Genomic DNA, 25,111 nt, shown 5'->3' on the forward strand with positions numbered 1-25,111 from the left:
GTCTGCGCGCTGACATCGCGCATTTACTTATAGAGTGGTAATACGTATGATTCTCATTCTTTTTTATAAGCTTCCCGCCGCGGCTGCGGCCAGGCGGGAGTCGATCATCCATTGATGGAGCCCAGAATGAAATCTTTGTTCAGTCCGCGTAAAGCCTTGGTTGCACTGGCGGTGGTGGCATCGTTCAGCCTGACTGCGTGTCAGGCGCCGGCGAAAAAAGTCGAGGTCCCCGTTGCGCCAAAGCCGGTTGATTCCCGGGTTTCCCAGCGCATTTTAGCGGATGGGCTGTATGAGATGGCCTATGCGCCAGAGGCTAAGGCGCTTTATGTTGCCAGCGCACAGTCGTTTAAAGACGTTAACGGCGGCGTAATCTATCGTCTCGATCCCGTTACGCTTGCGACCAAAGGCGAAACCCACACCGATCTGAAAAACTTCGCCATGGCGATGGACCCCGACGGCAGCGTGCTTTACATCACCAATACGCTGGATAGCGGCATCTCGAAAGTGGATGCGCAGAGCGGTAAGGTGCTACAGCGTCTGATGTTTAGTGACAGAGGCCAGGACGGCGATCCTTTACCCGCCCGTGAAATTTTCTGGCATCAGGGCCAGCTCTATATCGGCGGCGTAGGTGATCCGGGCGTCATTTGGGTGGTGGATGCGCAGACCATGAAGCTAAAAGCGCACATCAAAAACGCCGGCAAGTGGGTGACGGGGATTATCTATTCACCGGTGACCGACCGCATCTACGCGGCGAACGGCGGCGGCGAAATCCTGGTGATCAACCCGCGCACGCATAAAATCGAGAAACGCCTGACCGCGGGCGATGGCAAAGAGTATCTGTTCCTGAACCTGGCGGAAGATCAGGCGACGGGGCGGCTGTTGGTTACCGACGACTCCAAAGCGAAAACCACGCTGGTGTTCGACGAGCGCAGCGGCAAGGTGATCAAACGCATCGACGGCGACGCGCTGGGCATCAAATTCAACGCTAAACGCAATGAGATTTACCTCAGCCAGCGCGAATCGAAAAAAGTGCTGCAGCTGGACGCCACCACCTATGCGGTGAAAAACAGCTGGTCATTCGACAGCCGTCCCAATAGCCTGCTGGTTTCACCGGATGGACAAACGCTATATGTCACCGCGAAGCAGGATTTCAATAAGGACAGCACGACGAAGGGTCCGGATAGCGTGGCACGCATCGCGTTGAAATAGTTCTCCTGAAGACAGAGATCTGAATCTAGCCCGAAGCGACATTTTCGCTTTGGGCTGACAATGGGTAACGCCCTCGATGGATAGCGTTAAGCGGATTAATAACTAAAGAGTATTAAAAATGTCTTTTTATGGTATTTAACCATGAACGTTGCCCGGCCCTCAAAGTAAATCCAATCAGATCATTGTTTTTATTATAATTTAAAAATTGTCCGCTATATTAATCAGCTCCGAAACGCCTTACCATAAAAATTGGTATTTTATTTCATTTTGTGACAGACATTAAATTTTCATATTTTGATAACTAAAAAATGTGACCAATCTCATTCAAATGAATCATGGTGTATTTTATAAAACATCGTTCCAGATATATTCATTCTGTTACCTTCCTTTTGTCGACTCTCTTTAGCGCCCCTATGGCGAGCCGCCCGCCCGTCCCGGGTGTAATTAACCGCTGAACCCGTCCGGAGTTAAAATAATGAAAACGAAAAAACTGTTGATTGCACTATCGATAACCCTGGCGACCGCGTTGTCTGCCCCCATAGCCACGGCCAAAGTGCTCAAGGTCGCCGAGGTGCAGCCCGATGGCTATCCCACCGTGGTGGCGTTGCAGCATATGGGTGAAAAACTCAAGCAGGCCACCGATGGACGCCTGGAGATGAAGGTCTATTCCGGCGGGGTGCTGGGCGACGAGGAGCAAACGCTGCAGCAGGTGCAAATCGGCGCGGTGGATATGATACGCGTCTCGCTGGCGCCGATGACCACCATTGCCCCGGAGACCAGCGTGTTAACCCTGCCGTATGTCTTCCGCGATGAAGACCATATGCATAAGGTGCTGGACGGGACGGTGGGACAGGAAATCGCCGCCAAGGTGAGCGCGGATCCCCAGGCCAAAATGGTGTTCCTCGGCTGGACCGACGCGGGGGTGCGCAATATGATCACCAAAAAACCGGTGGTGAAACCGGAAGATCTGCACGGCATGAAAATTCGCGTGCAGAACAGCCAGATCTCGCTGGCGACGTTAAAAGCCATGGGCGCCAACCCGGTCGCCATGGGGGTAAGTGAAGTATTCAGCGCCATGCAGACCGGAGTGGTGGACGGTACGGAAAATAATCCGCCGACCTTTGTTGCCCATAACTATATCCCGGTGGCTAAGTATTACACCCTGACCGGTCATTTTATCCAGCCGGAAATGATCCTGGTTTCATCGGTGGTTTGGCATAAATTATCCGCCGAAGATCAGCAGACTATGCTGAAATTAGGCAAAGAAGCGCAAATGGACGAGCGGCAATTATGGGCCGCCTACAATCAACAGTCGCTGGATAAAATGAAAGCCGCCGGGGTCACCTTCCAGAATATTGATCATGATTATTTCGTCAAGGCGACGCAGCCGGTGAGGGATCGATTTGGCAAAGGCCATGAAGAGTTAATGAAACGCATCGCCGATGTGAATTAAACCTTATCCCTCCCCGCGACGGGCATATCTTCCCGTCGCCTGCAACTTATCAGGTGGACGATTATGTCTGATTCTTATTCCCGGTTAATGGACGGGCTGTACGCGATCTGTTTACTTGTCGCCAGCATTGCGCTGATGATTATGGTTACGGTGATCCCCATCGGTATATTTGCGCGTTACCTGTTTGATAACGCACTCTCCTGGCCGGAGCCGGTGGCCATTGTCTGCATGATTATCTTTACCTTTATCGGCGCGCCGGTGGGCTATCGCGCCAATACCCATATCTCCGTATCGATCATGACCGACCGGCTGTCTCCCACCGGACAGCGTATCTGCGAGCTGGCCTGCGATATCCTGATGTGCGTTATCTGCCTGATCATGATCTGGTACAGCACCAGCCTGTGCGCCGCCATGTGGGACCAGATGATGGCCTCGCTGCCCGGTTTTTCCTATGGCGAAATGTACCTGCCGATCCCTGTTGGCTCGTTCCTGGCGATGCTGTTTGTCATCGAACGCATGATCTCCGGGCCGCAAGAACATCGTCCCCTGGTCATGCTGGGCAATTCCCATTAATAAAAGCGGAGCGGTGCTATGGATGCGTTAATCTTGATAGGCAGCCTGGTGGTGCTTCTGGCCCTTGGCTTTCCCGTGGCCTTTGCCGTGGGATTAAGCGCTTTTATCGGCGCGTGGTGGATTGATTTACCGCTGGAGGCCATCGTCATCCAGTTGACCAACGGCATTAATAAGTTTTCCCTGCTGACCATTCCGTTCTTTATCCTGGCGGGCGCCATTATGGCCGAAGGGGGAATAGCCAGGCGGATGGTGAATTTCGCCTATATTTTTGTCGGTTTTATCCGCGGCGGCCTGTCGCTGGTGAATATCGTGGCATCAACCTTTTTTGGCGCCATTTCAGGCTCGTCGCTGGCGGATACCGCCTCAATCGGCTCGGTCATGATCCCGCAAATGGAAGCGCAGGGTTACCCCCGCGACTTTGCCGCGGCGGTGACCGCCAGCGGTTCGGTGCAGGCGGTATTAACCCCGCCCAGCCATAACTCGGTGATTTATTCGCTGGCCACCGGCGGCACCGTAACTATCTCCGCGATGTTTATGGCGGGTATTTTCCCCGGTTTAATGCTGGGACTATGCCTGGTGATTATGTGTATCGGTTTTGCGCGCAAGCGCAATTATCCCAAAGGCGAAATGATCCCGTTTCGCCGGGCGGTAAAGATATTTTTTGACGCCTTCTGGGGCCTGTTTACCATCGTTATTATCCTAGGTGGGATTTTGTCCGGTATTTTCACCGCCGCCGAATCCGCGGCCATTGCCTGTATCTGGGCCTTTTTTGTCACCATGTTTATTTACCGCGAATTCAGATGGCGCGATCTGCACCTGCTGCTGTTCCGCACCATTAAAACCGTCACCATCGTCATGGTGCTGATTGCCTTTGCCGCCGCCTTTGGCTCGGTGATGACCTTTATGCAGCTGCCGCAGATTATTACCGATTTTTTCCTCAGCATTTCAGAAAATAAATACATTATCCTGATGTGCATTAATATCATGCTGCTGATTGTCGGCTGCCTGATGGATATGGCGCCGTTAATATTGATCCTGACGCCGGTGCTGCTGCCGGTCACTACCTCGCTGGGTATCGACCCGGTACACTTCGGCATGATTATGCTGGTCAACCTGGGCATCGGATTGATTACCCCGCCGGTGGGCACCGTTCTGTTCGTCGCCAGCGCGGTCAGCCAGCAGAAAATGGAGGCGGTGGTGAAGGCGATGCTGCCATTTTACTGTGTGCTGTTTATCGTGCTGCTGATTATTACCTATGTGCCGATTATCTCTCTCTGGCTGCCCGCCGTCACCGGCGTCTATAACGGCAACGGCTGAACGGCTCGAGCCGGCGCGGAATAGCCTTTTTTTGCGCAAGCTAATGCGTTTTTTCTTAGCAGCGCCGGTAATAACTTAGAACCGATCAATATTGGGCGGTTCATTAAAGATGATGTTAGTTTTTTAGCTCATCGTTAATGAAACCGCTTTTTTTTGTTGCCTGTTGTTGTCATGTTGCGGTGTTCCAGCGCCAGGAGGAAATGATGTCTGAATACTGTTGTTGCCAGACCCGTTGCGCGCCTTGTTATCTCCTACCGGGAATCCTTCATGATCAACGGAGCAACCTATGAGTACCACCGTCACCACCGCGTTACCTCTGCTCGATCTGTCCAGGCTTGAGCACGGCCCGGCTGAACGAGCCGCCTTTTTAACCGAGCTGCGCCTGGCGGCGCGGGATATTGGTTTTTTTTACCTGACCGGCCATGGCGTGGATGAGCAATTGCTTGCCCGGGTGCAACAATTGTCGCGCGGGTTTTTTGCGCTGCCCGACGCGCAAAAGCAGGCGGTGGCGATGATCAATTCCCCGCATTTTCGCGGCTACAACCGCGCCGCGTCGGAGCTGACCCGAGGCCAGCCCGACTGGCGCGAACAGTTCGATATTGGCGCTGAGCGCGCGCCGCTGGCGCAGACCGATGAGACGCCGGCATGGACCCGATTGCAAGGGCCTAACCAGTGGCCGCAGGGACTGCCCGACTTAAAACCGGCGTTATTACGCTGGCAGGCCGAGATGACCGATATGTCCCTGCGCCTGCTGCGCGCCTTCGCTGAAGCACTGTCCCTGCGCACGGACGCGTTCGATACCCTGTATGGCGACAAACCCAACGAACATATCAAGCTTATCCGCTATCCCGGGCGCAACCAGACCGGCAGCGACCAGGGAGTCGGCGCCCATAAAGACTCCGGGTTCCTCAGCTTCCTGCTGCAGGATCGGCAAAAAGGCTTGCAGGTGGCGGTGGAGGAAGACCGTTGGGTGGACGCCGCGCCGGTTGCCGGTACCTTTGTGGTGAATATCGGCGAGCTGCTGGAGCTGGCCACCAATGGTTACCTGTGCGCCACGGTGCATCGGGTGGTATCGCCGCCGGCGGGCGAAGACCGGCTGTCCATCGCCTTTTTTCTCGGCGCCCGGCTGGACGCGGTGGTGCCGCTGTTTGAACTGCCGGCCGCGCTGGCCGACCAGGCGCGCGGCCCCGCCAGCGACCCGCGTAACCCGCTGCTGCACGATGTCGGCTGGAATTATTTAAAAGGACGGCTGCGTTCCCATCCCGATGTGGCGGAGCGTTATTACCCCGATATCCTGCGTGCCAGCAGCGAAATTAACGTCTAATGGCAAAAAGCAGCGGCGGATCCTCCCCGGTCCCGGTCCCGGCGATAAGCCAAAGTTCGCCGGCTGGGTCATCAGCGGCGGGCGTGGGCGTTTTTCCTGCCCCGCGCCCATCGGTTAAACCCCTATATCGCTATAATGCCGCCAGCCCCCGGGCCAGATCGTTAATCAGATCGCCCGCGTCCTCGATTCCCACCGATAGCCGCACCAGCTGCGGCGTAATGCCGTTGGCCAGGCGCTGCTCCAGCGGAATGGAGGCATGGGTCATGGTGAAGGGCTGGCTAATCAGGCTTTCAACGCCGCCCAGGCTTTCCGCCAGGGTGAACAGGGTAAGCCGCTGGATAAAGCGCTTGGCCGCCTGCTCGTCATCGCCGCGCAGGCGGATGGAAATCATGCCGCCCGCGCCGCGCATCTGGCGCCGCGCCAGCTCGTGCTGCGGATGACCCGGCAGGCCGGGATAATACACCGCCTCAACCTGCGGCTGTGCTTCAAGCCATTCGGCAATACGCTGCGCGTTCTCACTGTGGCGGGCGATGCGCAGCGCCAGGGTACGGATGCCGCGCAGGGTTAAAAAACTGCTGAACGGGTCAAGCACGCCGCCGATGGCGTTTTGCAAATAGGCCAATTGCTCCGCCAGCGCGGGATTATCTCCCACCACCGCCAGTCCGGCCACCACGTCCGAGTGGCCGTTAATGTATTTGGTCGCCGAGTGCACGACGATATCGAAACCCAGCGTCAGCGGCTGTTGCAATACCGGCGAGGCAAAGGTATTGTCCGCTACGCTTAGCAGGTTATGGCGGCGGGCGATGCCGGCAATGGCCTCTAAATCGGCCAGCTTAAGCAGCGGATTGGTCGGCGTTTCCACCCAAATCATTTTGGTGTCGGGCTGAATGGCGCGCTCCAGTGCCGCCGGATCCTGCGGCTTGACCCAACTGACGCGCAGGCCGGCGCTGCGGGCGCGCACGTTTTCCAGCAGCCGGTAGGTGCCGCCGTAAACGTCGTCCACCGCCACCAGATGGCTGCCATGATCGAGCAGCTCCAGCACCGTCGAACAGGCCGCCAGCCCGGAGGCAAAGGCAAATCCCCGCGCGCCTTGCTCGAGCTGGGCGATGGCCTGCTCGAGCGCGTGGCGGGTAGGATTGCCGCTGCGCGAATATTCGTAGCCGCTGTGTTCGCCCGGCGCGGTTTGCGCAAAGGTGGAGGTGGCGTAAATCGGCGGCATCACCGCGCCGGTGGCGTCCGGGGTATAACCGCTGTGCACGGCCAGGGTGGCAATATGGGTCATGATATTATCCTTATTATGAGTGTATGCGATTGCGCCAGGTGTTCAGCACATCGGCGCGGGTAATCAATCCCAGGAAATGTTCTCCATCCATCACCACCGCCACATGGCCCTGCGCAAAGGTGCCCAGCAGCGTCGCCTCGTCGGCTTCCTTCGGCAGGGTAATGACGTCGCGCGTCATGGCGGCGTCGACCGCCAGGGCGAACCTTTGGGCATCGGCCCGCACCTGCGCCAGGATATCCCACTCGTCTATAAGCCCCACCAGGCGGCCGTTTTCCAGCACCGGCAGTTGGGAAATATCGTACAGGCGCATACGGGCGTGGGCGGTGGCCAGGGTATCATTCGGCAAGGCGGACACGGTGGCGCCTTCGTCATGGCGAAAGGCGATAAAATCACGTAGATCGCCGGTGGCGGGACGCGCCAGCAAACCCTGCTGGCGTAGCCAATCGTCGTTAAACATTTTGGAGAGATATTTGTTGCCGCTGTCGCAGGCAAAGGTCACCACCCGTTTAGGCGTGCGCTGTGCGCGGCAGTAGCGCAGCGCCGCCGTCAGCAGGGTGCCGGTGGACGATCCGGCCAGTATGCCCTCTTTATGCAGCAGGGTACGGGCGGCGGCAAACGCTTCGCCGTCGGTCACGCGAAACGCCTGGTTCAGCTGTTCAACCTGGCTGAGCGGCGGCACGAAGTCCTCGCCAATGCCTTCCACCAGCCAGCTTCCGGCCTCGGACAGGGTACCGTGCTCCACTACGTCCGCCAGGATCGACCCCGCCGGATCGGCGAGGATAAACTCGGTTTTTGGCGAAACTTCATTAAAGAAGCGGCGCAGCCCGCCCAGGGTGCCGCCGGACCCGACGCCGACCACGATGGCGTCGATATCCCGCTCCATCTGCCGCCACAGCTCGGGCGCGGTGCCCTGGTAATGCGCCAGGGGATTGGCAGGATTGTTAAACTGATCAATGTAAAGGGCGCCCGGTGTTTCCTGGGCCAGCCGGCGGGCATAGTCCTGGTAATAGTCGGGATGCCCCTTGCCCACATCGGAGCGGGTTAGCCGCACTTTCGCCCCCAGCGCCCGCAGATGGAAGATTTTCTCGCGGCTCATTTTATCCGGCACCACCAGGATCAACCGATAGCCTTTTTGCGCGGCCACCAGCGCCAGTCCCAGGCCGGTATTGCCCGCCGTGGCCTCGATAATGGTGCCGCCGGGCGCCAGGGAGCCCTGGCGTTCCGCCTGTTCGATCATGGACAGCGCCACGCGATCTTTAATCGATCCCGCCGGGTTTTGGTTTTCCAGTTTCAGAAACAGCCGGCAAACGCCGCTATCGAGGTGTTTCAGTTCCAGCATCGGGGTATGGCCTATCAGGTCGAGAACGGAATCGGGTAGAGGCATGGGAAATTTCCTTTAACGTGCCGGCGATGATTTCCGTGGATAATAGGACTGATTTAATCCGTATTTTAAAGAACAAATAACTACTGCATATGCATTTATGGAATATATTAGTCTGTTTGGCCGTCGGGATGTACGGCCGTATAGCGGTAAGGAAAGATAAATAAAATCCCCTCCGCGCCGGTGCTGGCCTCAGCGCCCGCAACCGGACCGCCGCAGCGGTGAAATAGCGCCGCTATAAGCAAAAAGTGCGCTAGCTTAAACGAAATAGGCATAAGTTGACGCCGTACTGAAATATGGGCGTGTTATGAACTATGATCTCGGGGATCGGATAGATTCATAGCGAGGGATAAAGATGCGTAAACCACGTAATGACGATCGCGCCATCATCGAGATGCTGGGCGATGATCAGGAATTCGCCGTAGAGTTTTTACATATGATGTACGGCGAACTGGATGATGAAGAAGAGGAAGAGCTTTTCCTTGCGGCGCTGCATGGCCCTCATGAACCCGCCGGGGATGCGGCGCAGGCTACTGAAACAGCTCCAGGGCGCCAATGCGGTTGATTGCTTCATTCAGCAGGCCTTCATCACTGGTCAGGCTGATCCTGATATAACCCTCGCCCGCCGGGCCGAATCCCGTTCCCGGCGCCGCCAATACCTGCGCCTGTTCCAGCAGCAGGTGGGTAAAACCTTGCGAGTCATATCCATCCGGTACCCTCAGCCAGACAAAAAACGACCGGGCGTGGGCACTGGCCCGCCACCCGATGCGATCCAAATGGTAGGCCAGCGTGGCCCGCCGCTGCTGATAAAGCAGGTTTATGGCGTTAATGTCCCGCGCGGGCAGCGCCAGCGCCGTTTCGGCCGCATCCCGTATGGCGCCGTATACGCTGCTGTAGCTGTGAATATGCAGCCGGTTGAACGCGCTGGTGATCGAGGCGTTGCCGACGGCGAAGCCAAAGCGCCAGCCGGCCATGTTAAAGGTTTTCGACCGGGTATAGGTTGCCACCGCATATTCCCTGGCACCCTCGGTTTGCAATAAGCTCATTGGGCCGATCGGCGCCACCACCATGGCCGGCGGCGATCATAGTTCTTTGAGAATAATTTTAAAATCATCGAAATTTGAATGTATTGCCGGTGGCTTGCCGCTATTCTAAGCCCGTTAACCTGGGGGAGGACCCGCCATGACCATAAACGCAATAACCAATAGCAATCATGAGCACCTTAACGCCGATAGATCCAACGCGGCGGCAACGCCGGGCAATATGGGGCCGCAGATTGCCCGGATCGGTAATACGCCCCGGGTACAGGGCGACATCGCCGCGCGACGGTGTGCGGGCAATATTGACGCGCCGGGCTTTCCATTCGCCAGCCGGCGTCTTGCGCATCGCGCGCCGGCCGGCCTGCGGGACATGGCCGGGACGGAACAGCAGGCTGCAACCTTTCCCTCCCCGGCGGAAAATACTATCACGGCGGCCGTCATACAGGTTAATCCCGCCGGATCAGTCACAAGGCGACCCTATGGTATCGGGTCGTTACTGAAGCGGGAAAACCTGGCCAAGGTAGTAAAGGCGGTGGGGCTGGCCATGGCCGTAGCCACGCTGTTTTCGTCGGTGGCATTACTGGCCGGGGCGGCATTGGGACCCTGGCTTATCGTCGTGGCGGTCGGGTTTTGCGTTGGCGCGCTGGCATGTGTGTGTGCCAAAGGCTTATCCCACTATTTTGTGCGGGCCGCGTTCAAAATGACCGAAGATAAATCCGATAAAACCAAAGAAGCCGCCTGCGCCTTGCTGGCCAGCACCGAGGTATTGCTGAACGGCGGCAGCGAGAGCGGCGCCGGCGTCGCCGGAGACGCTGGCGCCCTGATTGGCCGGTTTGGGATAGGGGGCAACTCCTATCTGAAAGCCATTAAAATCAGCCAGTCGGCCGGCGGCGCTATTGCCAGGGTGGATACGCTGGCGGGGGGAGCGGCCAACCGGGCTAAACAATTCGCCGCCGCCTTAGGCACGGCTATCGGCGGCGTGGTCTTGTTCCGGTTGGGCGGGGCCGAAAAAGACCTTGGCAAGATCGGTGACGGCGCCGTGTCCGGCACCCTGTTTGGGGCGCGGGTAGGGCGCTTTATCGATGCGGTGTTCTTTGGTTCTTTTTGGCCGCAAATAACGCGCAATATGGAAACGCGTTATAACGGTTCTATACTTGATAAATACTTGCCATGGCAGAAAAAGGAAGAACCCTCGGCGGGGCCCGCGGAAGCGGTGGCGGCGGCATCCTGTGCCATCATCGTCGGTACGGCAATCGCCATAAATACCCTACCCCTAGGCTCAGCGCTACGCGATGTCCGTAATGACCTCAATACACGTCTGAGCAGGGGATTCGCCCGGACGCGGCGAACCGCCGACGCCGCCAGGCGGAACCTGTCCTTTGGCAATCTGGTGTGCGGCGTGGGCAACCGTCTCGCCCCGCTCCTGCTAACCGAGGGACTGAACTATGCCGCGGCGTCGCTGGCCAGCAGGTGAACGGCGGTGTCCTCGTCCGTCACCAGCCCGTTAATCCAGCCGCCGCTCAGCACCGCCTTGATGGCCTGGAACTTTTCCCGGCCGCCGGCAAAGGCGATTACCGGTTTTTCGGGGCGTGAATGGATGGAGACGCTGGTCAGGCGATCGTCCATCTCGCTTGCCACCCGTTGGCCGTTCTCGCCGATAAAGTGACCGACGATTTCGGCCACCACCCCTGCCTGCGCCAGCCGGTTGACCTCTTCGGTGGTGATAAAACCGTCTTTATGCAGCGGGCAAAGGTAGTTCATCTGGCCGATGCCGATAAAGGTCACATCCGCCTGCGCCGCCTTATCCGTTACCATGCGATAGATGCGGTGGTTACACCACAGCTCTTTATCCGTCAGGTTATCGGCGAACAGCGGCGCCGGCAGGATAAAATACTTGCCCTGGGTTTTTTCCGCCATCCACAGCGGCACGTCGTAGCGGGTACAGGAGCCGTCCGAGGCGATGGCGCCGATAAGCGACACGCAGCTGTGCTGCGGGCGATCGATTTGCGCCATTTCATTTATGGTGGCGCGCAGCGCCCGGCCGGAGCCTACCGCGATGGTCCTGGGCTGCGGCTGATCGAGAAATTGCATCATCACCTCCGCGCCGGCCACCGCAATCATGCTGTTGATACTGGCGGTATCCATGCCGGCCGAGGGCACCACCAGGCAGACCGACAGGCCGAAGCGGTGGGCCAGCCGCTGTGACAGCGCCGTGCACTCCGCCACCGGATGGGTGATATTTACCCGCACCAGTCCGTTTTCCGAGGCCAGGGCCACCAGGCGCTGGGCCGCCTGGCGCGATACCCCCAGCACATCGGCAATCTCATGCTGCGTTTTGCCCGCCACGTAGTACATCCACGCGGCCCGGGCGGCCTGATCTAGTTTCCTGTCAATTTTACCCATTGATCATACTCAGCTTTTGGCAGTGGTGGAACTATACCCATTATTTAACGAGGGCGTAAATCGATCATTTGCGAAATGTGAGCTAAAGCTCATTAGGTGGGCTATTATTCGATTAATCTCTCTATCTAGGCAATTACTCATTTTGTGAGCTTATGCTCATCTCCCTTTCGCGAGGTAATATACATTATGACCACTTCAAAACACTTTACCTGGATGCATATCGGCGCAGGCTCATTTCATCGCGCGCACCAGGCCTGGTATCTGCACCGTTTGTTGGTACAGGGCGACAGGCGTTGGTCGATTGCCCTCGGTAATATCCGCGACGACGCCAATCAACTGCTGGATATCCTGGCGGCTCAAAAAGGGGAATATGCACTGGAAACCGTGACGCCCGCCGGGGAGCGCAGCTATGAAAAAATCACCTCCATCCGCAAAATCATCCCCTGGGACGAGCCGCTTTCCGCGCTGGTCGGGCAGGGCGCGGATGAGGAAACCCGCGTTATCTCCTTTACCGTGACCGAAGGCGGTTATTACCTTGATACCCATTTTAGGCTGGATCAGTCTAATGCGGATCTGCAGGCCGACCTGAAGGGCGGCGCGCGTACCATATACGGCACCATCGCGCGCATCCTGCAAACCCGCCGCAGCCAGGATACCGGCGGCGTTACCCTACTCAGCTGCGACAACGTGCGCCACAACGGCGAACGGTTCCGCGACGGGCTGACCGAATTCCTGACCCTGCGCGGCGAGCGCGATCTGCTGGCCTGGTTCAAAACCAACACCACCACGCCGAACACCATGGTCGATCGTATCACGCCGCGCCCCGCCGCCGATATCGCCGGACGCGTCAAGGAAAAACTGGGCATGGACGATCGCGCGCCGGTGATGGGCGAGTCCTTTATCCAATGGGTAGTGGAAGATAACTTTATTGCCGGCCGCCCTGCGCTGGAAAACGTCGGCGTCGAGATGGTCGGGTCCGTGGTGCCTTATGAAGAGGCGAAAATCCGCATCCTCAACGCCAGCCACAGCTGCATCGCCTGGGCGGGCACGCTTATCGGCCAGTCTTATATTCATGAAAGCACCGGCACCGACGATATTCGCCGCATGGCCCACGACTATGTGACGCAGGATGTCATTCCCTCGCTGATGCCAAGTCCGCTCGATCTGGCCCAATATCGCGATGTGGTGCTGGACCGCTTTAGCAATCCCTATATCCGCGATACCAATCAACGGGTTGCCGCCGACGGGTTCTCCAAAATCCCCGGCATGATTACCCCGACCCTGATTGAGTGTTATCGCCGGGGCCAGCAGCCCAAGGCCACCGCCGTACTGCCGGCGCTGTTCTTTATCTTTATGCGCCGCTGGCATGACGGCGAACTGCCTTACGACTACCAGGACGGCATTTTGGACGCGGCGGCCACGCATGCCATGTTCAAATCGGCCGATCCCGTCGCGCTTTATGCCCGTGACGCCAAACTGTTCGGACCGCTGGCCAGCGACAAGGATTTTGAAAAATTATTGCGCGAGACCATCACCCGGCTGGACGCCTGGGTCCTGGCCAAGGCCCCGCGGGTCACCGCACAGTAATTCCACCACCCAATAACGAAGGGGAGCGAATATGTATCTCGGTCTTGATTTAGGCACCTCGGAAATCAAAGTCGTCATTATTGACGATGCGGGACGGCTTGTGGCCAGTGAGGGCGAGCCGCTGACGGTGCAGCGCCCACATCCGCAATGGTCCGAACAGGATCCCGGCCAATGGTGGACGGCTACTAACCGGGCAGTCGGTCGCCTGCGCGCCAGGCACGCGGATTTATGGGCGGGGATCCGCGCTATTGGCCTGTCCGGCCAAATGCACGGCGCGGTATTGCTCGACGCCCAGGATAACGTGCTCAGGCCGGCCATTCTCTGGAACGACACCCGCAGCGCGGACGAGTGCGAACTGCTGACACAACTGGCGCCGGAGCTGCATCAGGTCGCGGGCAACCTGGCGATGCCGGGCTTTACCGCGCCCAAGCTGTTATGGGTGGCGAAACACGAGCCGGCGATCTTTGCCTGCGTCAAGACCGTATTGTTACCGAAAGATTACCTGCGTCTGATGATGAGCGGCGAAAAGGTCTCGGATATGTCCGACGCGGCGGGCACGCTATGGCTGGACGTGGCGAAGCGCGACTGGTCGGATTCCTTGCTCGGCGCCTGCGGGCTGACCCGCGATCATATGCCCGGGCTGGTGGAAGGCTCCGCGCCGTCAGCCGCCCTGAAGGCGGATGTTGCCCGTGAATGGGGATTGTCGTCATCCGTGGTTATCGCCGGCGGCGGCGGCGACAATGCGGCCAGCGCCGTGGGCATCGGCGCGGTGAACACCGGCGACGCCTTTATCTCCCTGGGAACGTCCGGGGTGATTTTTGCCGTGAACGAGAAATTCCGCCCCAACCCGCAGTCGGCGGTGCATGCGTTTTGCCACGCCCTGCCGGGCCGCTGGCACCAGATGAGCGTGATGCTCACCGCGGCCAGCGCCCTGAGATGGTTATGCCAGATCCTGCATACCGACGAACCCACCCTGTTGGCGGAGGTGGCCGCGCTGAGCCTTGAGGAACAGCGGCGCGCGCCGATTTTCCTGCCTTACCTGTCCGGCGAGCGCACGCCGCATAACGATCCGGTGGCCAGCGGATCGTTTCATGGCCTGACCCATTCCACGGAGCGCGCCGCGCTCGGCTACGCGGTGCTGGAAGGCGTGGCGTTCGGTCTAGACGACGGCCTGGAGGTGATGAAACAGGCCGGTAGCCATATTGAGCAATTTTCGCTGATTGGCGGTGGCGCCCGCAGCCCCTGGTGGGCGCAGCTGATAGCCGACGTGGTCGATATTCCGGTGGTGACCCACCGGGACGGCGCGGCCGGCGGTGCCCTGGGCGCGGCGCGGCTGGGCTGGCTGGCGGTGGGCGGCAGGGAGGACGAAGTTTGCCGCAAACCGGCGATCCATACCCGTTTTACCGCCGGCGCCGATCGCGCGCAGCAATTACAACAGCGTTTGGCCCTCTTCCGGTTGTTCTATCGCCAGCAGGTAGAGGCCAGGAAACCGGCGCTTTAATCCGGTACGCCAAACGCGCTGCCGCGTTTGGCGTACCGCCCATCCACAGTTGCTGAACAGAATAAAAAAGACGTTACCTTTACCCTAACGTAATCAAACAGAAGGAAGGACATCGATGAAAAAAGTATTAGCGGGTCTTTTGCTGGCCGTTGCCACGGTGGCGGTATCGGCCCATGCCGAAGATAAGATCAAAGTCGGTTTTGCCAACCGAACCCTCAATGGTGCCTTTTTCAACGGCCTGACCGAGTATATGAAAATCCATGCCAAGGAACGCGGTTATGAATTGATTACCACCGATGCGCGCGGCGATTTGAATAAACAGATTTCCGACGTTGAAGATATGATTTCGCAAGGTATTAATTATCTGGTGCTTAATCCGCAGGATCCCGAAGCCGGCATGCGTATCACGCAAATCGCCAAACGCGCCAACATCCCCACCGTGATTCTCGACAGTGATATTTCACTGGATGCGCCGGTCATTACCCGAGTACAGGCCAATAACGCCAAGAATAATATCGCCATCGGCGAATTCGCGGTGGATCAGTTTGGCAATAAGCCGATGAACTGCGTCATTATCAGCGGCAACCAGGGCAACCTGGTGGGCGAGGCGCGTCGCACCAATTTTATTCGCGGCGTCATGGAAGCCCAATTGCGTAAATATAACCAAACCAACCTGACCATCGTCAGCCAGGGCTGGGGCAACTGGGATCAGCAGGGCGGACTAAAGGCCATGGAGGATATCATTGTCGCCCAGGGCAATAAGATCAACTGCGTCTACAGCGAAATGGACGATATGGCGCTCGGTGCCATTCTGTCGCTAAAAGGCGCCAATAAACTCCAGGACGTGAAAGTGTTTGCCCATGATGGTTACAAGAAAGGGCTGGAAGCCATCGAACGCGGCGACCTGCAGGCGACGGCGGCCAATAACCCCAATACGCTGACCAATACCGTGCTGGATGTTATCGCCAAATACCAGGCCGGCAACAAAGACTTCCCGGACTATGTTTACACCCCGACCGTCCTCATCACCAAAGATAACGTGAAACAAGTCTACGATGCTAAATCGCTTTTCTAACGTCTTCCCCCCCTTGCCGCAAGGGGGGCTGATATGAGGTATGTTCATGGACCAGTATGCAGTCGTTATCGAAAAGGTAAAAAAAAGCTTTGGCGGAGTCCATGCGCTAAAGAGTATTGATTTAAAGGTGAGGAAGGGAAGCATCCATGCCATCGTCGGTGAAAACGGCGCGGGCAAATCGACCTTGATGAAAATACTGTCGGGCATTTATATCAAGGATAGCGGCACTATCCATATCAACGGTAAAGAGGTCCATTTCACCACGCCAAAACAGAGCCGTGAAAATAATATCGGTATTATTTACCAAGAGCTGGCGCTGGCGCCGGATCTCACCGTGGCGGAGAATATTTTCCTCGGCGACCTGGGTTTTGGCGGTCAACTGGTCAACTGGAAAAAAATGAACCAGAAAGCCGGCCGGGTATTATCCAACCTGGGATTCCATATTCCACCCACCGCGCGCCTGGGCACGCTGAGCGTGGCCTACCAGCAGATGGTGGAAATTGCCAAATCCCTGGCCCGGGACGTCAAGATATTGATCCTGGACGAACCCTCGGCGGTATTGTCGAACCGGGAAATCGATATTTTATTCAGCCAGCTGAAATTACTAAAAGGCCAGGGCGTTACCATCCTTTATATCTCACATCGCCTGGATGAAATATTTGCCATCGCCGACGCCATTACGGTCATCAAGGATGGCGAGACGGTGACCGATCTGGACCCCAAGACCTGCACGGAGGACGACATTATCTCCAGCATGGTGGGGCGTAAATTTGAAAACCTGTATCCGGCCAAAAATATCCCGCAGGACGAGACGGTGCTTGAAGTGTACGGCATGTCCACCAAATCGCTGTTGAAGGATATCAGCCTGACCGCGAAAAAAGGGGAAATCGTCGGCCTGGCGGGATTGGTCGGCTCCGGCCGTACGGAAATATCCCGCTGTCTGTTTGGCCTGGACCGCATGACCGCGGGCCGGGTGGTTAAAAACGGCAGGGAAATCAGCATTCGCCACCCGGCCGACGCCATGCGCCAGGGCATAGGCCTGGTGCCGGAAAGCAGGAAAGAGCAGGGCGCGATTTTAACCCGCCCGATTCGGGAGAATATGACCTTATCCAGTCTGAAACGCGTTTGTCATAGGTTTGGCATTATTAATTATCGCAGTGAGCGGACGTTCAGCGAACAGTCAAGACAACGGCTGGCGATTAAATTGGGGTCCATTGAAGACCCGATTTCCAGCCTGAGCGGGGGCAATCAGCAAAAGGTGGTTATCGCCAAATGGCTGGCCACGGAGTGCGATCTGCTGATCCTGGATGAGCCCACCCGCGGCGTCGACGTCGGCGCCAAGGTGGAGATTTACAACGTCATTCATGAACTGGCCCAAAAAGGCTACGCCATTATCGTTATCTCGTCGGAAATGATCGAGGTTATCTCCCTCTCCCATCGGGTGTATGTGATGAGCGAAGGATCGATAACCAAAGAATTGCAGGGCGATCAGATTACCGAGGAAAACATCATGAGATTCGCCATACCTAAACGTGCTTTAGTGTAGATGAGGAAAAATTATGGAAACGGTAAACAATCCCACTAAAACGACGGGCTTTGCCATGCGGGCCAAAGTACTGAAATTTTTCTCCAATAACTCAACGTTACTGGTATTTTTCGTGATGTTGATTGTGGCCAATTTTTTATCCGATCGCTTTTACAGCCCGGAAAATATTACCAATGTGCTCAGGCAAAGCGTGCCGCTGGGTCTTGCGGCGATAGGGATGCTGTTTGTTATCCTGACCGGCGGCATTGATTTATCCGTGGGGTCGATTATGGCCCTGGTTTCGGTGGCGGTGGCGCTGCTGATCCCGGAAATCGGCGTGATGCCGGCTATCGTGGCGGGCGCGGGCATCGCCACGCTGGTGGGGGCCGCCGCCGGGTGCCTGGTGACCTTTTTTAATATTGCCCCGTTTATCGCCACGCTGGCCATGATGACCATTGCGCGCGGCCTGGCGCTGATTGCCGCCAAGGGGCAGCCGATATTTATCGACGATGTGTCCTATGTGAATTTCGGCACCGGCTATTTATTGGGACTGCCGCTGCCGGTATATGTCTTTATCGCTTTTGCCATCATTGCGCATTTTGTCTATCAGTATACGGTGTTCGGCCGGCTGGTGATTTCCATTGGTTCCAACGAGACGGCCACCCGTTTTGCCGGTGTGCGGGTCGACTGGTACAAATTTGCCGTCTATGCCTTAAGCGGCCTGGCCTGCGGCCTGGCGGGCGTGCTGGCCTCCACCCGTACCGGCGTGGGTTCGCCGGTGATGTCCATCGGCTTCGAGCTGGATGTGATCGCGGCGGTGGTGGTGGGCGGCGCCAGCCTGGCGGGCGGACGCGGCACGGTGGTCAATACCATTATCGGCGTGCTGATCCTCAGCATCATCTCCAACCTGATGAACCTGATGAATATCTCCGGCTATAACCAGCAGGTGGTCAAAGGCGCGATCATTATCATCGCCGTGATGCTGGAAAGCTTTAAATCGCGGGCGCGGGCATAACACCACGTCAAGGCGGCGGGACAAACGGCTAAACCGCGGCCAGGTGGTGCGGGCGGGCAAATCAGCGCTTGATACGGGCGTACGCGACGCACCTGCGCGCGTCCGCGTTCGCCTGAAGTCAGCGCGTCCGCGCAGCGTCGGTCAATGGACGGCACCGGCGGTAAAGTTCGCGAAAACGCGGATATTGTTGATGGTAAAAATCCCGTGTCGCCGCATCGGGCCGGATAACCTCGCCGAAACGCACAAACCGGCTGGCGCCGTTCCAGTCGTCGCTTAAACCCACGCCGATGGCGGCGGTCCAGGCGGCGCCCAGGCAAGAACCGGGATGTCCCTCCAGGCGCTGCAGCGGCTCGCCGAGCACGTCGGCGACAATCTGCATCCACAGCCGGCTGCCGGAGCCGCCGTCGGAGACGATATAACGGCGGGTGGGATATCCGATATCGTGCAGCGTGTCGATATGGTGCCTGATGGCAAAGGCGTAGGCTTCCAATAATGCGCGCCAGATATGGCCCGCGTCGTGGGACAGCGTCAGGCCGAACAACACGCCGCGCGCCGCCGGATCGTGCAGCGGCGTTTTTTCGCCCAGGAAATAGGGCAGGCATATCACGCCCCCGGCCCCAGGCGGTTTCCGCTGCGCCAGGCTATCGAGATATTGATGCAGTGAAAGGCCGGCCTGCGCCGCCGCCGCCCGGTGCTGGCCGGCAAAATTTTCCACAAACCAGTTAAGTCCCGAGCCGCCGGTGGACATACAGCCGTTCGGCATATACATACCCGGCACCAGATGGTAATCAAGAAAAAGGCGCGCATCCGGGTTGACCGTGGCGGTGGCGGTTAGTATATCCACCGACCCGCCGAATTTCAGCAACACGTCGCCCTCCCGGGTGACCCCGGCGCCCAGCGCGGAGGCAATAAAATCCGCCGCGCCGCCGATAACCGGCGTGCCCGCCGCCAGGCCGGTCAGACGCGCCGCCGCCGGCGATACCCCGCCCAGGATGCCATGGGAGCGTACCAGGCGCGGCACCGAAAATCTTGGCAGATGCGCCAGGGCAATCTGTTCGTCATCAAGCCGATGGGTGGCAATATTGACAAAACCCGCCTCCAGCGCCCAGTTCTGCTCGATGGCCTTTTCGCCGGTCAGGCGCCAGTTGATGAAGTCATAGGAGCCGAATACCGTGGCGATCCGTTGATAGATAGCGGGTTCATGGCGTTCGATCCAGCGGATCTTGGCGGCGACCAATTGCTGGTTGATGCCGTTGCCGCTGCGCCGGATAAACGCCTGCTCGTCCTGTTCGGCGCGCAGTTCGGCCACTTCCCGGCCGCAGCGGCCGTCGCTTTGCTGGATGCTGGGGCGCAGCAGCCGATCTTCTTCATCCAGCAGCACCACGGCCGGTAGCATGCCGGTGATGCCGATGCCGGCGATATCGGTGTTGGTTACGCCGCTCGCCGCCAGCAGCTCGCGGCAAATTTCGCCGACGTTATGCCACCATTGTTCGGGATCTTCCTCGGTCCATCCGGGCTGCGGCGAGGAGAGCCGCACCGGACGGGAAACCAGGCCCACTACCTGATCCGGGGGCCGGATCAGCATGCCGATGGTGGATGTGGTGCCAATATCAATACCCAGCAAGCAGTTCATGCGCCCTCCTGTCGGACCGCCGTCGCGATGTCAGTTGATTAACGCAGGCTTTCCACCACATCCATAAAACGCTTGACCCGATCGCCGTCCACCGCGTTCCAGGTATAGCCGTCCACCTTGAAATGCGTGCCGATAACCACGCCGCTGGCCATGCTTAACACGTCGCGCACGTTATCGATGGTGGTGCCGGTATTGGCGAATACGGGCACGTCGGCAACCGCTTCGCAGACTTTACGCAGATGGGATTTATCCGCCGCCTCGCCGGTTATCTGGCCGGAGACCAGGATGGCGTCGGCCAGGGAGGAAAACACCGCGCTGCGCGCGCGCAGCTCAATCGGGCGGCTGTCCAGGGAATGGGCGAATTCGGCGTTGATATTAAACAGCAGCTTCATATCGTCCCGGCCCAGGTTATGGCGTAGCCGGGACGCGGTGGCGCAGTCGGGCTGCCAAATACCCATGTCGGAGGCGAACACGCCGGTAAAAATTTCCCGGACGAAGCTGGCGCCGGTGACGGCGCCGATAGCGACGCTGGCTTGCGGATCCCACAGGTAATTCACGCCGAAGGGCACCTTCAGCGCGGGCTTGAGGGCCTGCACCACCGCAGACATGGCGGCGACGCCTTCCAATGCCGCGTTAAACACATAAGGCCGGTCGTTTTCATTGCCGAACATAATGGCGTCCACGCCACCCGCCTGTAGTTTCTCCACATCGGCCAGCACGTCGGCGATCAGCTTATCAATGCCGCCGTCCGCATCGTAGAGCGGGGACCCCGGCAGCGCGCCAATATGCGCCATGGCAATAACCGCTTTGGCCTTATTACCAAAAAAATCAAAAATCATAGGACACTCCAGACGAAGTTATCGGCAACCGGTATTCCCGGTCCACGTATCAGCAGCCTGCGGATAAAGGCGGAGCGATGACCACCTTAATCCTGGCCGCCTCGAGCGCCAGGGCAATTGCCGGTGGCGGCGAGCTCTCGGTAATCAGCATGTCCACCCCCTCCAGCGGGGCGATATTCACCAGCGACATACGTTGGAATTTAGATGAATCGCACAGCACCACGGTATAACCCGATCGATTCAGGTAAAGCCGTTTCAGGTCCACATCCTCAAAGGAGTAGTCGTAAATGCCGCCGGCGGTAATGCCGGAAACCCCGATAAAGGCGACATCAAACCATAGCTGTTCAAACTGGGCGATGGCGGCAGGGCCGCCCATGGCCATCTCATCGCCGCGCATATGCCCGCCCGCGAGATAAATGTCCGGCGCCCCGCTGCTCATGCGATGGGCAATGCGCACGCTGTTGGTGAAAATTTTCATCCGCTGGCGCTCCAGCAGTTTTTCCGCCACCAAATAGGTGGTGGTGCCGACATCCAGCGCCACGGTCCGGTAACCGCAGGCGATGTCCGCCGCCACCGCCGCAATGCGGGCTTTTGCCTCGCAATGTTTTATCAGGCGGGCGTCGAAACTGGGTTCTTCGCGATCCATCGCCACCGGCGCATCGTTATCAGGCAGCACCGCCCCTCCGTGGATCCGCACCAGTTTTCCTTCCGACTCCAGCTCAAGGAGATCGCGCCTAATGGTCATATCGGAAACGTCCAGTTCGGCGGCGATGGCGGTAACCGAAACGGATCCCTGCTGCACCAGGGCCTCGATGATATGTAAATGACGGTCTTGCGCCAGAAGCCTGGGGCGTTCCGGTTTAGCGTCATAGGCCGCAAGCTGTTCTTTATTCGTGTTCATGCTGACATCCATTGCATCTTAATGTTCGTGTTTGCCTCTAATCAAACAATATTTTCACATAATACGGAGAATTATTTTTTTATCAAACATATTTATGTTTTGATTTGTTAGATATTTTGTTGTAGATAATAGTAGATAATTTAGAGGAGCAGCAACATGAGCCATGATATCGCCAGTCCCTATCAGTATCACGATCTGGCCGGCAAGGCCGCTATAGTCACGGGCGGCGCCACCGGCATCGGCCGGGCCATCGCCCGCGCGCTTACCGCGCAGCGGGTGCGCGTCGCCATTGGTGATATCGATGAGGTAAAGGCGAAACGCACCGCGGAGGAATTGGGCGGCGAGACGTTTGGTTTTCATCTTGACGTATGCTCCCGCGCGTCGGTGACCGCCGGGTTCGCCCGCGTAAACGAGGTTTTTGGCAGTTTTCAGATTTTAGCGGCCAACGCCGGGGTTTCTACTATGCAGCATGCGTTAAAACTCACCGATGAAGAGTGGGATTTTAATTTTGACGTCAATGCGCGCGGGGTATTCCTGACCAATCAGATCGCCGCCCGCCAGTTTGTCGGCCAGGGCCGGGGGGTGATAGTCAATACCGCTTCCCTGGCGGCGAAAGTCGGCGCGCCGCTGCTGGCGCACTACTCCGCCAGCAAATTTGCGGTGCTGGGCTGGACCCAGGCGCTGGCCCGTGAACTGGCGGCACATGGCATTCGGGTTAACGCCGTGTGTCCCGGATTTGTCAAGACCGGGATGCAGTCGCGGGAGGTGGAATGGGAAGCGGAGCTGCGATCCGTCGAGCCGGAACGGGTCATCGGGGACTATATCGCGCAGACGCCGTTGGGGCGTCTGGAAACCCCCGGTGATGTCGCCGACGTGGTGGCGTTTTTGTGCTCGGACGCCGCACGCTTCATGACCGGCCAGGGAATCAATGTGACCGGTGGCGTTTATACCGGCTGATAAATACAACAAAAAGAAACATTATAATAAAATGCGAACAACACACCTTCGGGACCCGGGAGGCAGCCGGCCAGCGTCAGTCACCGGCAAAAGCAACCGTTTGCCCTGATGTGGCCGGTTTTGCGTTAGCGTCGGAGAGGAGAAATACCATGGCTTCTATCGAACTGCGGCAGGTTTCCAAGATCTATCAAAACAACCAATACAGCGTACGTGACGTCGACCTGAAGATCCGCGATGGTGAGTTTGTGATCTTTCTCGGTCCCTCCGGCTGCGGTAAATCCACGACCCTGCGCATGATTGCCGGCCTGGAAAGCATTACCTCCGGGGAACTGCGCATCAACGGCCAAAATGTAAACCACGTGGCGCCCCGCGATCGCAACATTGCGGTGGTATTTCAAAGCTATGCGCTTTACCCCCATATGACGGTGGCGGAAAACATGGGTTTCGGCCTGAAAATGCGCGGTACCGCAACCGGCGTTATCCGGCAAAAGGTCGCCGAAACCGCCGCCATGCTGGGACTGGACCAGCTCCTGCACCGCAAGCCGGGCGCCCTGTCCGGCGGCCAGCGGCAGCGGGTGGCGCTTGGGCGCGCCATCGTCCGTGAACCGCAGGCGTTTTTGCTGGATGAGCCCTTATCCAACCTGGATGCGCAACTGCGCGCCGAAATGCGCACCGAACTGATAAAACTGCACCGCAGGCTGGGCAAAACGATGGTGTATGTGACCCATGACCAGATCGAGGCGATGACCATGGGCGATCGCATCTGCATCATGCGCGACGGATACCTGGTGCAAAGCGGCACGCCGCTGGAGGTCTACGCCAATCCGGCCAATACCTTCGTGGCGCGCTTTCTATCCTCGCCGCCCATCAACCTGATCCCCTGCGTGGCGCGCGTGTGGGCCAACGGGGTCTCGCTTGAGCTGAACGACACCTGCCGCCTGCGGGTAGCGGATTACGCGCAGGTGGATTACCGGCGCTATGACGGGCAGCCGGTGACCCTGGGCATCCGGCCGGAAGATTTCCATGCGCGGCAGCTTAACGCCAACTGGCAGCCGGTCATGTTCAAGGTGACGGCCGTGGAAGCCCTGGGGGCGGAGAACATCGTCATCGGCACCATTGCCGATATCCGGTTCGTGGTGCGACTGGACCGGCATACCCTGCCGTCGACAGGGAGTACCATTACCCTCTATATGGACCCCGACCCGCTGCATCTGTTTGATAGCCTGACCGGGGATGTCCTGCCGCGCCGGGCCTCGCCTCCACTCGCCAGCTAGGCCACACCGAGGGCATGGTATGTTACGCAAAATTGCACTGCATCTTGGACTGATTTTTTCCTGCCTGTTGGTGATATTGCCGCCGCTGTGGGCGCTGCGCACCAGCCTGGTGCCCGAGTCGATGGCCTACAGCACCGATCTGTTTCCAGGCTGGTCATGGGAAAACTACCGGGGACTGCTGGAGAAAAACCATTTTCTGGTTCATTACCGCAATAGCCTGATTGTCTCTATGTGTTCGGTGATCCTGGCGATGCCGTTTGCCGCCGCCACCGGTTATGCGTTTGCCCGCTTCAGGACCGGCGGACGGGCGGCGCGGTTTGTTATGCTGGCGACCCAAATGCTGCCGGCGGTGGCGCTGGTGCTGCCGGCCTTTGCCCTGTTGCGCACGCTCGGGCTGACCAACTCGCTGGTCGGATTGACGTTGGTATACGCCGCGTTGAACCTGCCGTTCCTGACCTGGATCCTGATGGGTTTTTTCGAGGGCATACCGGTCGACCTGGAATGGGCGGCCATGACCGATGGCGCCACCGCCTGGGGCGCCTTCCGCCATGTGGTGCTGCCGGTTTCACTGCCGGGCCTGGCCGCCGCCGCGGTGTTGGGATTTATTCTTTCATGGAACGAGTTTCTCTTCGCCCTGGTGCTGAGCGGGCCGCAAACCTCGACTATCCCGGTGGCGCTGGCCGCGCTGCAAACGTCCAACGGCGTCCAGATTGGTAAAGTGTCGGCGGGCGTAGTGCTGGCCATTTTGCCGCTGATTATCGCGTCGCATTTTATCCAGCGTTTTATCGTTAAAGGCCTGACGTTCGGCAGCGTTAAATAATA

At 58.1% G+C, this 25,111-nt stretch carries 22 protein-coding genes; 15 read left to right on the plus strand and 7 right to left on the minus strand.

Features of this window, described 5'->3' with window-relative positions; translation table 11 throughout:
• Positions 1–126 precede the first annotated feature (126 nt).
• From GRH90_RS14030 to GRH90_RS14050, 5 genes are all read left to right on the plus strand, one after another.
• Entirely contained in the window at positions 127–1,209 is a 1,083-nt protein-coding gene (locus GRH90_RS14030) for a YncE family protein (RefSeq protein WP_162366575.1), read from the plus strand.
• Positions 1,210–1,684: 475 nt separating this feature from the next.
• Complete coding sequence (locus tag GRH90_RS14035) at positions 1,685–2,662, plus strand: TRAP transporter substrate-binding protein (RefSeq protein WP_162366576.1); 978 nt, start codon at positions 1,685–1,687, stop codon at positions 2,660–2,662.
• Between the two features lie 63 nt (positions 2,663–2,725).
• A complete protein-coding gene (locus GRH90_RS14040; RefSeq protein ID WP_162366577.1) occupies positions 2,726–3,235 on the plus strand; it encodes a TRAP transporter small permease in 510 nt (169 codons plus the stop codon).
• Between the two features lie 18 nt (positions 3,236–3,253).
• Entirely contained in the window at positions 3,254–4,552 is a 1,299-nt protein-coding gene (locus tag GRH90_RS14045) for a TRAP transporter large permease (RefSeq protein ID WP_162366578.1), read from the plus strand.
• A 286-nt stretch (positions 4,553–4,838) separates the two neighbouring features.
• Positions 4,839–5,876: an isopenicillin N synthase family dioxygenase gene (locus tag GRH90_RS14050; protein ID WP_162366579.1), complete on the plus strand. Its 1,038-nt coding sequence runs from the start codon at positions 4,839–4,841 to the stop codon at positions 5,874–5,876.
• 130 nt (positions 5,877–6,006) lie between these two features.
• Here the strand turns inward: GRH90_RS14050 and GRH90_RS14055 are convergent, their stop codons facing one another.
• Entirely contained in the window at positions 6,007–7,158 is a 1,152-nt protein-coding gene (locus GRH90_RS14055) for a trans-sulfuration enzyme family protein (protein ID WP_162366580.1), read from the minus strand.
• A 13-nt stretch (positions 7,159–7,171) separates the two neighbouring features.
• Positions 7,172–8,542: a pyridoxal-phosphate dependent enzyme gene (locus tag GRH90_RS14060; protein WP_162366581.1), complete on the minus strand. Its 1,371-nt coding sequence runs from the start codon at positions 8,540–8,542 to the stop codon at positions 7,172–7,174.
• 352 nt (positions 8,543–8,894) lie between these two features.
• Between GRH90_RS14060 and GRH90_RS14065 the strand changes: the two genes are divergently transcribed.
• Positions 8,895–9,104: a hypothetical protein gene (locus GRH90_RS14065; RefSeq protein ID WP_162366582.1), complete on the plus strand. Its 210-nt coding sequence runs from the start codon at positions 8,895–8,897 to the stop codon at positions 9,102–9,104.
• On the opposite strand, the gene GRH90_RS14070 is transcribed toward GRH90_RS14065, so the two are convergent.
• On the minus strand, positions 9,070–9,585 hold the full coding sequence (locus tag GRH90_RS14070) for an aminotransferase class I/II-fold pyridoxal phosphate-dependent enzyme (protein ID WP_162366583.1): 516 nt from the start codon (positions 9,583–9,585) through the stop codon (positions 9,070–9,072). The two genes, GRH90_RS14065 and GRH90_RS14070, sit on opposite strands and share 35 nt — an antisense overlap.
• Positions 9,586–9,721: 136 nt before the next feature.
• Here GRH90_RS14070 and GRH90_RS14075 point away from each other — a divergent pair, with 136 nt between their 5' ends.
• Positions 9,722–11,053: a hypothetical protein gene (locus GRH90_RS14075; protein ID WP_162366584.1), complete on the plus strand. Its 1,332-nt coding sequence runs from the start codon at positions 9,722–9,724 to the stop codon at positions 11,051–11,053.
• Here the strand turns inward: GRH90_RS14075 and GRH90_RS14080 are convergent.
• Positions 11,023–11,982, minus strand: coding sequence for a sugar-binding transcriptional regulator (locus GRH90_RS14080; protein WP_162366585.1), 960 nt, complete (start codon positions 11,980–11,982; stop codon positions 11,023–11,025). The genes GRH90_RS14075 and GRH90_RS14080 overlap by 31 nt on opposite strands.
• A 186-nt stretch (positions 11,983–12,168) precedes the next feature.
• Here GRH90_RS14080 and dalD point away from each other — a divergent pair, with 186 nt between their 5' ends.
• The 5 genes from dalD (at position 12,169) to GRH90_RS14105 (ending at position 18,685) form a co-directional block, all read left to right on the plus strand.
• Positions 12,169–13,569, plus strand: coding sequence for a D-arabinitol 4-dehydrogenase (gene dalD, locus GRH90_RS14085; protein ID WP_162366586.1), 1,401 nt, complete (start codon positions 12,169–12,171; stop codon positions 13,567–13,569).
• Between the two features lie 31 nt (positions 13,570–13,600).
• Positions 13,601–15,070 carry a xylulokinase gene (xylB, locus tag GRH90_RS14090; protein WP_162366587.1) on the plus strand — a complete coding sequence of 490 codons (1,470 nt, stop codon included), beginning with the start codon at positions 13,601–13,603 and terminating at the stop codon, positions 15,068–15,070.
• 115 nt (positions 15,071–15,185) lie between these two features.
• Positions 15,186–16,145 (plus strand): substrate-binding domain-containing protein, encoded by a 960-nt coding sequence (locus GRH90_RS14095; protein ID WP_162366588.1) that lies wholly within the window; start codon positions 15,186–15,188, stop codon positions 16,143–16,145.
• 46 nt (positions 16,146–16,191) lie between these two features.
• Positions 16,192–17,691 carry a sugar ABC transporter ATP-binding protein gene (locus GRH90_RS14100; RefSeq protein ID WP_162366589.1) on the plus strand — a complete coding sequence of 500 codons (1,500 nt, stop codon included), beginning with the start codon at positions 16,192–16,194 and terminating at the stop codon, positions 17,689–17,691.
• Between the two features lie 55 nt (positions 17,692–17,746).
• A complete protein-coding gene (locus GRH90_RS14105; RefSeq protein WP_162366652.1) occupies positions 17,747–18,685 on the plus strand; it encodes an ABC transporter permease in 939 nt (312 codons plus the stop codon).
• Positions 18,686–18,803: 118 nt separating this feature from the next.
• Here the strand turns inward: GRH90_RS14105 and GRH90_RS14110 are convergent, their stop codons facing one another.
• Genes GRH90_RS14110 through GRH90_RS14120 form a run of 3 tightly spaced genes read right to left on the minus strand, consistent with a single transcriptional unit; the run spans position 18,804 to position 22,058 of the window.
• Positions 18,804–20,318 (minus strand): FGGY-family carbohydrate kinase, encoded by a 1,515-nt coding sequence (locus GRH90_RS14110; RefSeq protein ID WP_162366590.1) that lies wholly within the window; start codon positions 20,316–20,318, stop codon positions 18,804–18,806.
• A gap of 38 nt (positions 20,319–20,356) precedes the next feature.
• Positions 20,357–21,157: a BtpA/SgcQ family protein gene (locus GRH90_RS14115; RefSeq protein ID WP_162366591.1), complete on the minus strand. Its 801-nt coding sequence runs from the start codon at positions 21,155–21,157 to the stop codon at positions 20,357–20,359.
• Between the two features lie 49 nt (positions 21,158–21,206).
• Positions 21,207–22,058, minus strand: a complete 852-nt coding sequence (locus GRH90_RS14120) for a DeoR/GlpR family DNA-binding transcription regulator (protein WP_162366592.1) — start codon at positions 22,056–22,058, stop codon at positions 21,207–21,209.
• Positions 22,059–22,214: 156 nt separating this feature from the next.
• Here GRH90_RS14120 and GRH90_RS14125 point away from each other — a divergent pair, with 156 nt between their 5' ends.
• The 3 genes from GRH90_RS14125 (at position 22,215) to GRH90_RS14135 (ending at position 25,109) form a co-directional block, all read left to right on the plus strand.
• Entirely contained in the window at positions 22,215–23,015 is an 801-nt protein-coding gene (locus GRH90_RS14125) for an SDR family NAD(P)-dependent oxidoreductase (RefSeq protein ID WP_162366593.1), read from the plus strand.
• Positions 23,016–23,164: 149 nt separating this feature from the next.
• Entirely contained in the window at positions 23,165–24,289 is a 1,125-nt protein-coding gene (locus GRH90_RS14130) for an ABC transporter ATP-binding protein (protein WP_162366594.1), read from the plus strand.
• A gap of 19 nt (positions 24,290–24,308) precedes the next feature.
• Entirely contained in the window at positions 24,309–25,109 is an 801-nt protein-coding gene (locus GRH90_RS14135; protein ID WP_162366595.1) for a carbohydrate ABC transporter permease, read from the plus strand.
• Positions 25,110–25,111: the final 2 nt, after the last annotated feature.

Origin of the sequence: Acerihabitans arboris, assembly GCF_010131535.1 — a bacterium.
GTDB lineage: Bacteria > Pseudomonadota > Gammaproteobacteria > Enterobacterales > Enterobacteriaceae > Acerihabitans > Acerihabitans arboris.

What these genes read in the sequence shown, in the direction of transcription:
- GRH90_RS14030 (WP_162366575.1), top strand. Translation starts at nt 127, where the DNA reads ATGAAATCTTTGTTCAGTCCGCGTAAAGCCTTGGTTGCACTGGCGGTG.
- GRH90_RS14035 (WP_162366576.1), top strand. Translation starts at nt 1,685, where the DNA reads ATGAAAACGAAAAAACTGTTGATTGCACTATCGATAACCCTGGCGACC.
- GRH90_RS14040 (WP_162366577.1), top strand. Translation starts at nt 2,726, where the DNA reads ATGTCTGATTCTTATTCCCGGTTAATGGACGGGCTGTACGCGATCTGT.
- GRH90_RS14045 (WP_162366578.1), top strand. Translation starts at nt 3,254, where the DNA reads ATGGATGCGTTAATCTTGATAGGCAGCCTGGTGGTGCTTCTGGCCCTT.
- GRH90_RS14050 (WP_162366579.1), top strand. Translation starts at nt 4,839, where the DNA reads ATGAGTACCACCGTCACCACCGCGTTACCTCTGCTCGATCTGTCCAGG.
- GRH90_RS14055 (WP_162366580.1), bottom strand. Translation starts at nt 7,158, where the DNA reads ATGACCCATATTGCCACCCTGGCCGTGCACAGCGGTTATACCCCGGAC.
- GRH90_RS14060 (WP_162366581.1), bottom strand. Translation starts at nt 8,542, where the DNA reads ATGCCTCTACCCGATTCCGTTCTCGACCTGATAGGCCATACCCCGATG.
- GRH90_RS14065 (WP_162366582.1), top strand. Translation starts at nt 8,895, where the DNA reads ATGCGTAAACCACGTAATGACGATCGCGCCATCATCGAGATGCTGGGC.
- GRH90_RS14070 (WP_162366583.1), bottom strand. Translation starts at nt 9,585, where the DNA reads ATGAGCTTATTGCAAACCGAGGGTGCCAGGGAATATGCGGTGGCAACC.
- GRH90_RS14075 (WP_162366584.1), top strand. Translation starts at nt 9,722, where the DNA reads ATGACCATAAACGCAATAACCAATAGCAATCATGAGCACCTTAACGCC.
- GRH90_RS14080 (WP_162366585.1), bottom strand. Translation starts at nt 11,982, where the DNA reads ATGGGTAAAATTGACAGGAAACTAGATCAGGCCGCCCGGGCCGCGTGG.
- dalD (WP_162366586.1), top strand. Translation starts at nt 12,169, where the DNA reads ATGACCACTTCAAAACACTTTACCTGGATGCATATCGGCGCAGGCTCA.
- xylB (WP_162366587.1), top strand. Translation starts at nt 13,601, where the DNA reads ATGTATCTCGGTCTTGATTTAGGCACCTCGGAAATCAAAGTCGTCATT.
- GRH90_RS14095 (WP_162366588.1), top strand. Translation starts at nt 15,186, where the DNA reads ATGAAAAAAGTATTAGCGGGTCTTTTGCTGGCCGTTGCCACGGTGGCG.
- GRH90_RS14100 (WP_162366589.1), top strand. Translation starts at nt 16,192, where the DNA reads ATGGACCAGTATGCAGTCGTTATCGAAAAGGTAAAAAAAAGCTTTGGC.
- GRH90_RS14105 (WP_162366652.1), top strand. Translation starts at nt 17,747, where the DNA reads ATGCGGGCCAAAGTACTGAAATTTTTCTCCAATAACTCAACGTTACTG.
- GRH90_RS14110 (WP_162366590.1), bottom strand. Translation starts at nt 20,318, where the DNA reads ATGAACTGCTTGCTGGGTATTGATATTGGCACCACATCCACCATCGGC.
- GRH90_RS14115 (WP_162366591.1), bottom strand. Translation starts at nt 21,157, where the DNA reads ATGATTTTTGATTTTTTTGGTAATAAGGCCAAAGCGGTTATTGCCATG.
- GRH90_RS14120 (WP_162366592.1), bottom strand. Translation starts at nt 22,058, where the DNA reads ATGAACACGAATAAAGAACAGCTTGCGGCCTATGACGCTAAACCGGAA.
- GRH90_RS14125 (WP_162366593.1), top strand. Translation starts at nt 22,215, where the DNA reads ATGAGCCATGATATCGCCAGTCCCTATCAGTATCACGATCTGGCCGGC.
- GRH90_RS14130 (WP_162366594.1), top strand. Translation starts at nt 23,165, where the DNA reads ATGGCTTCTATCGAACTGCGGCAGGTTTCCAAGATCTATCAAAACAAC.
- GRH90_RS14135 (WP_162366595.1), top strand. Translation starts at nt 24,309, where the DNA reads ATGTTACGCAAAATTGCACTGCATCTTGGACTGATTTTTTCCTGCCTG.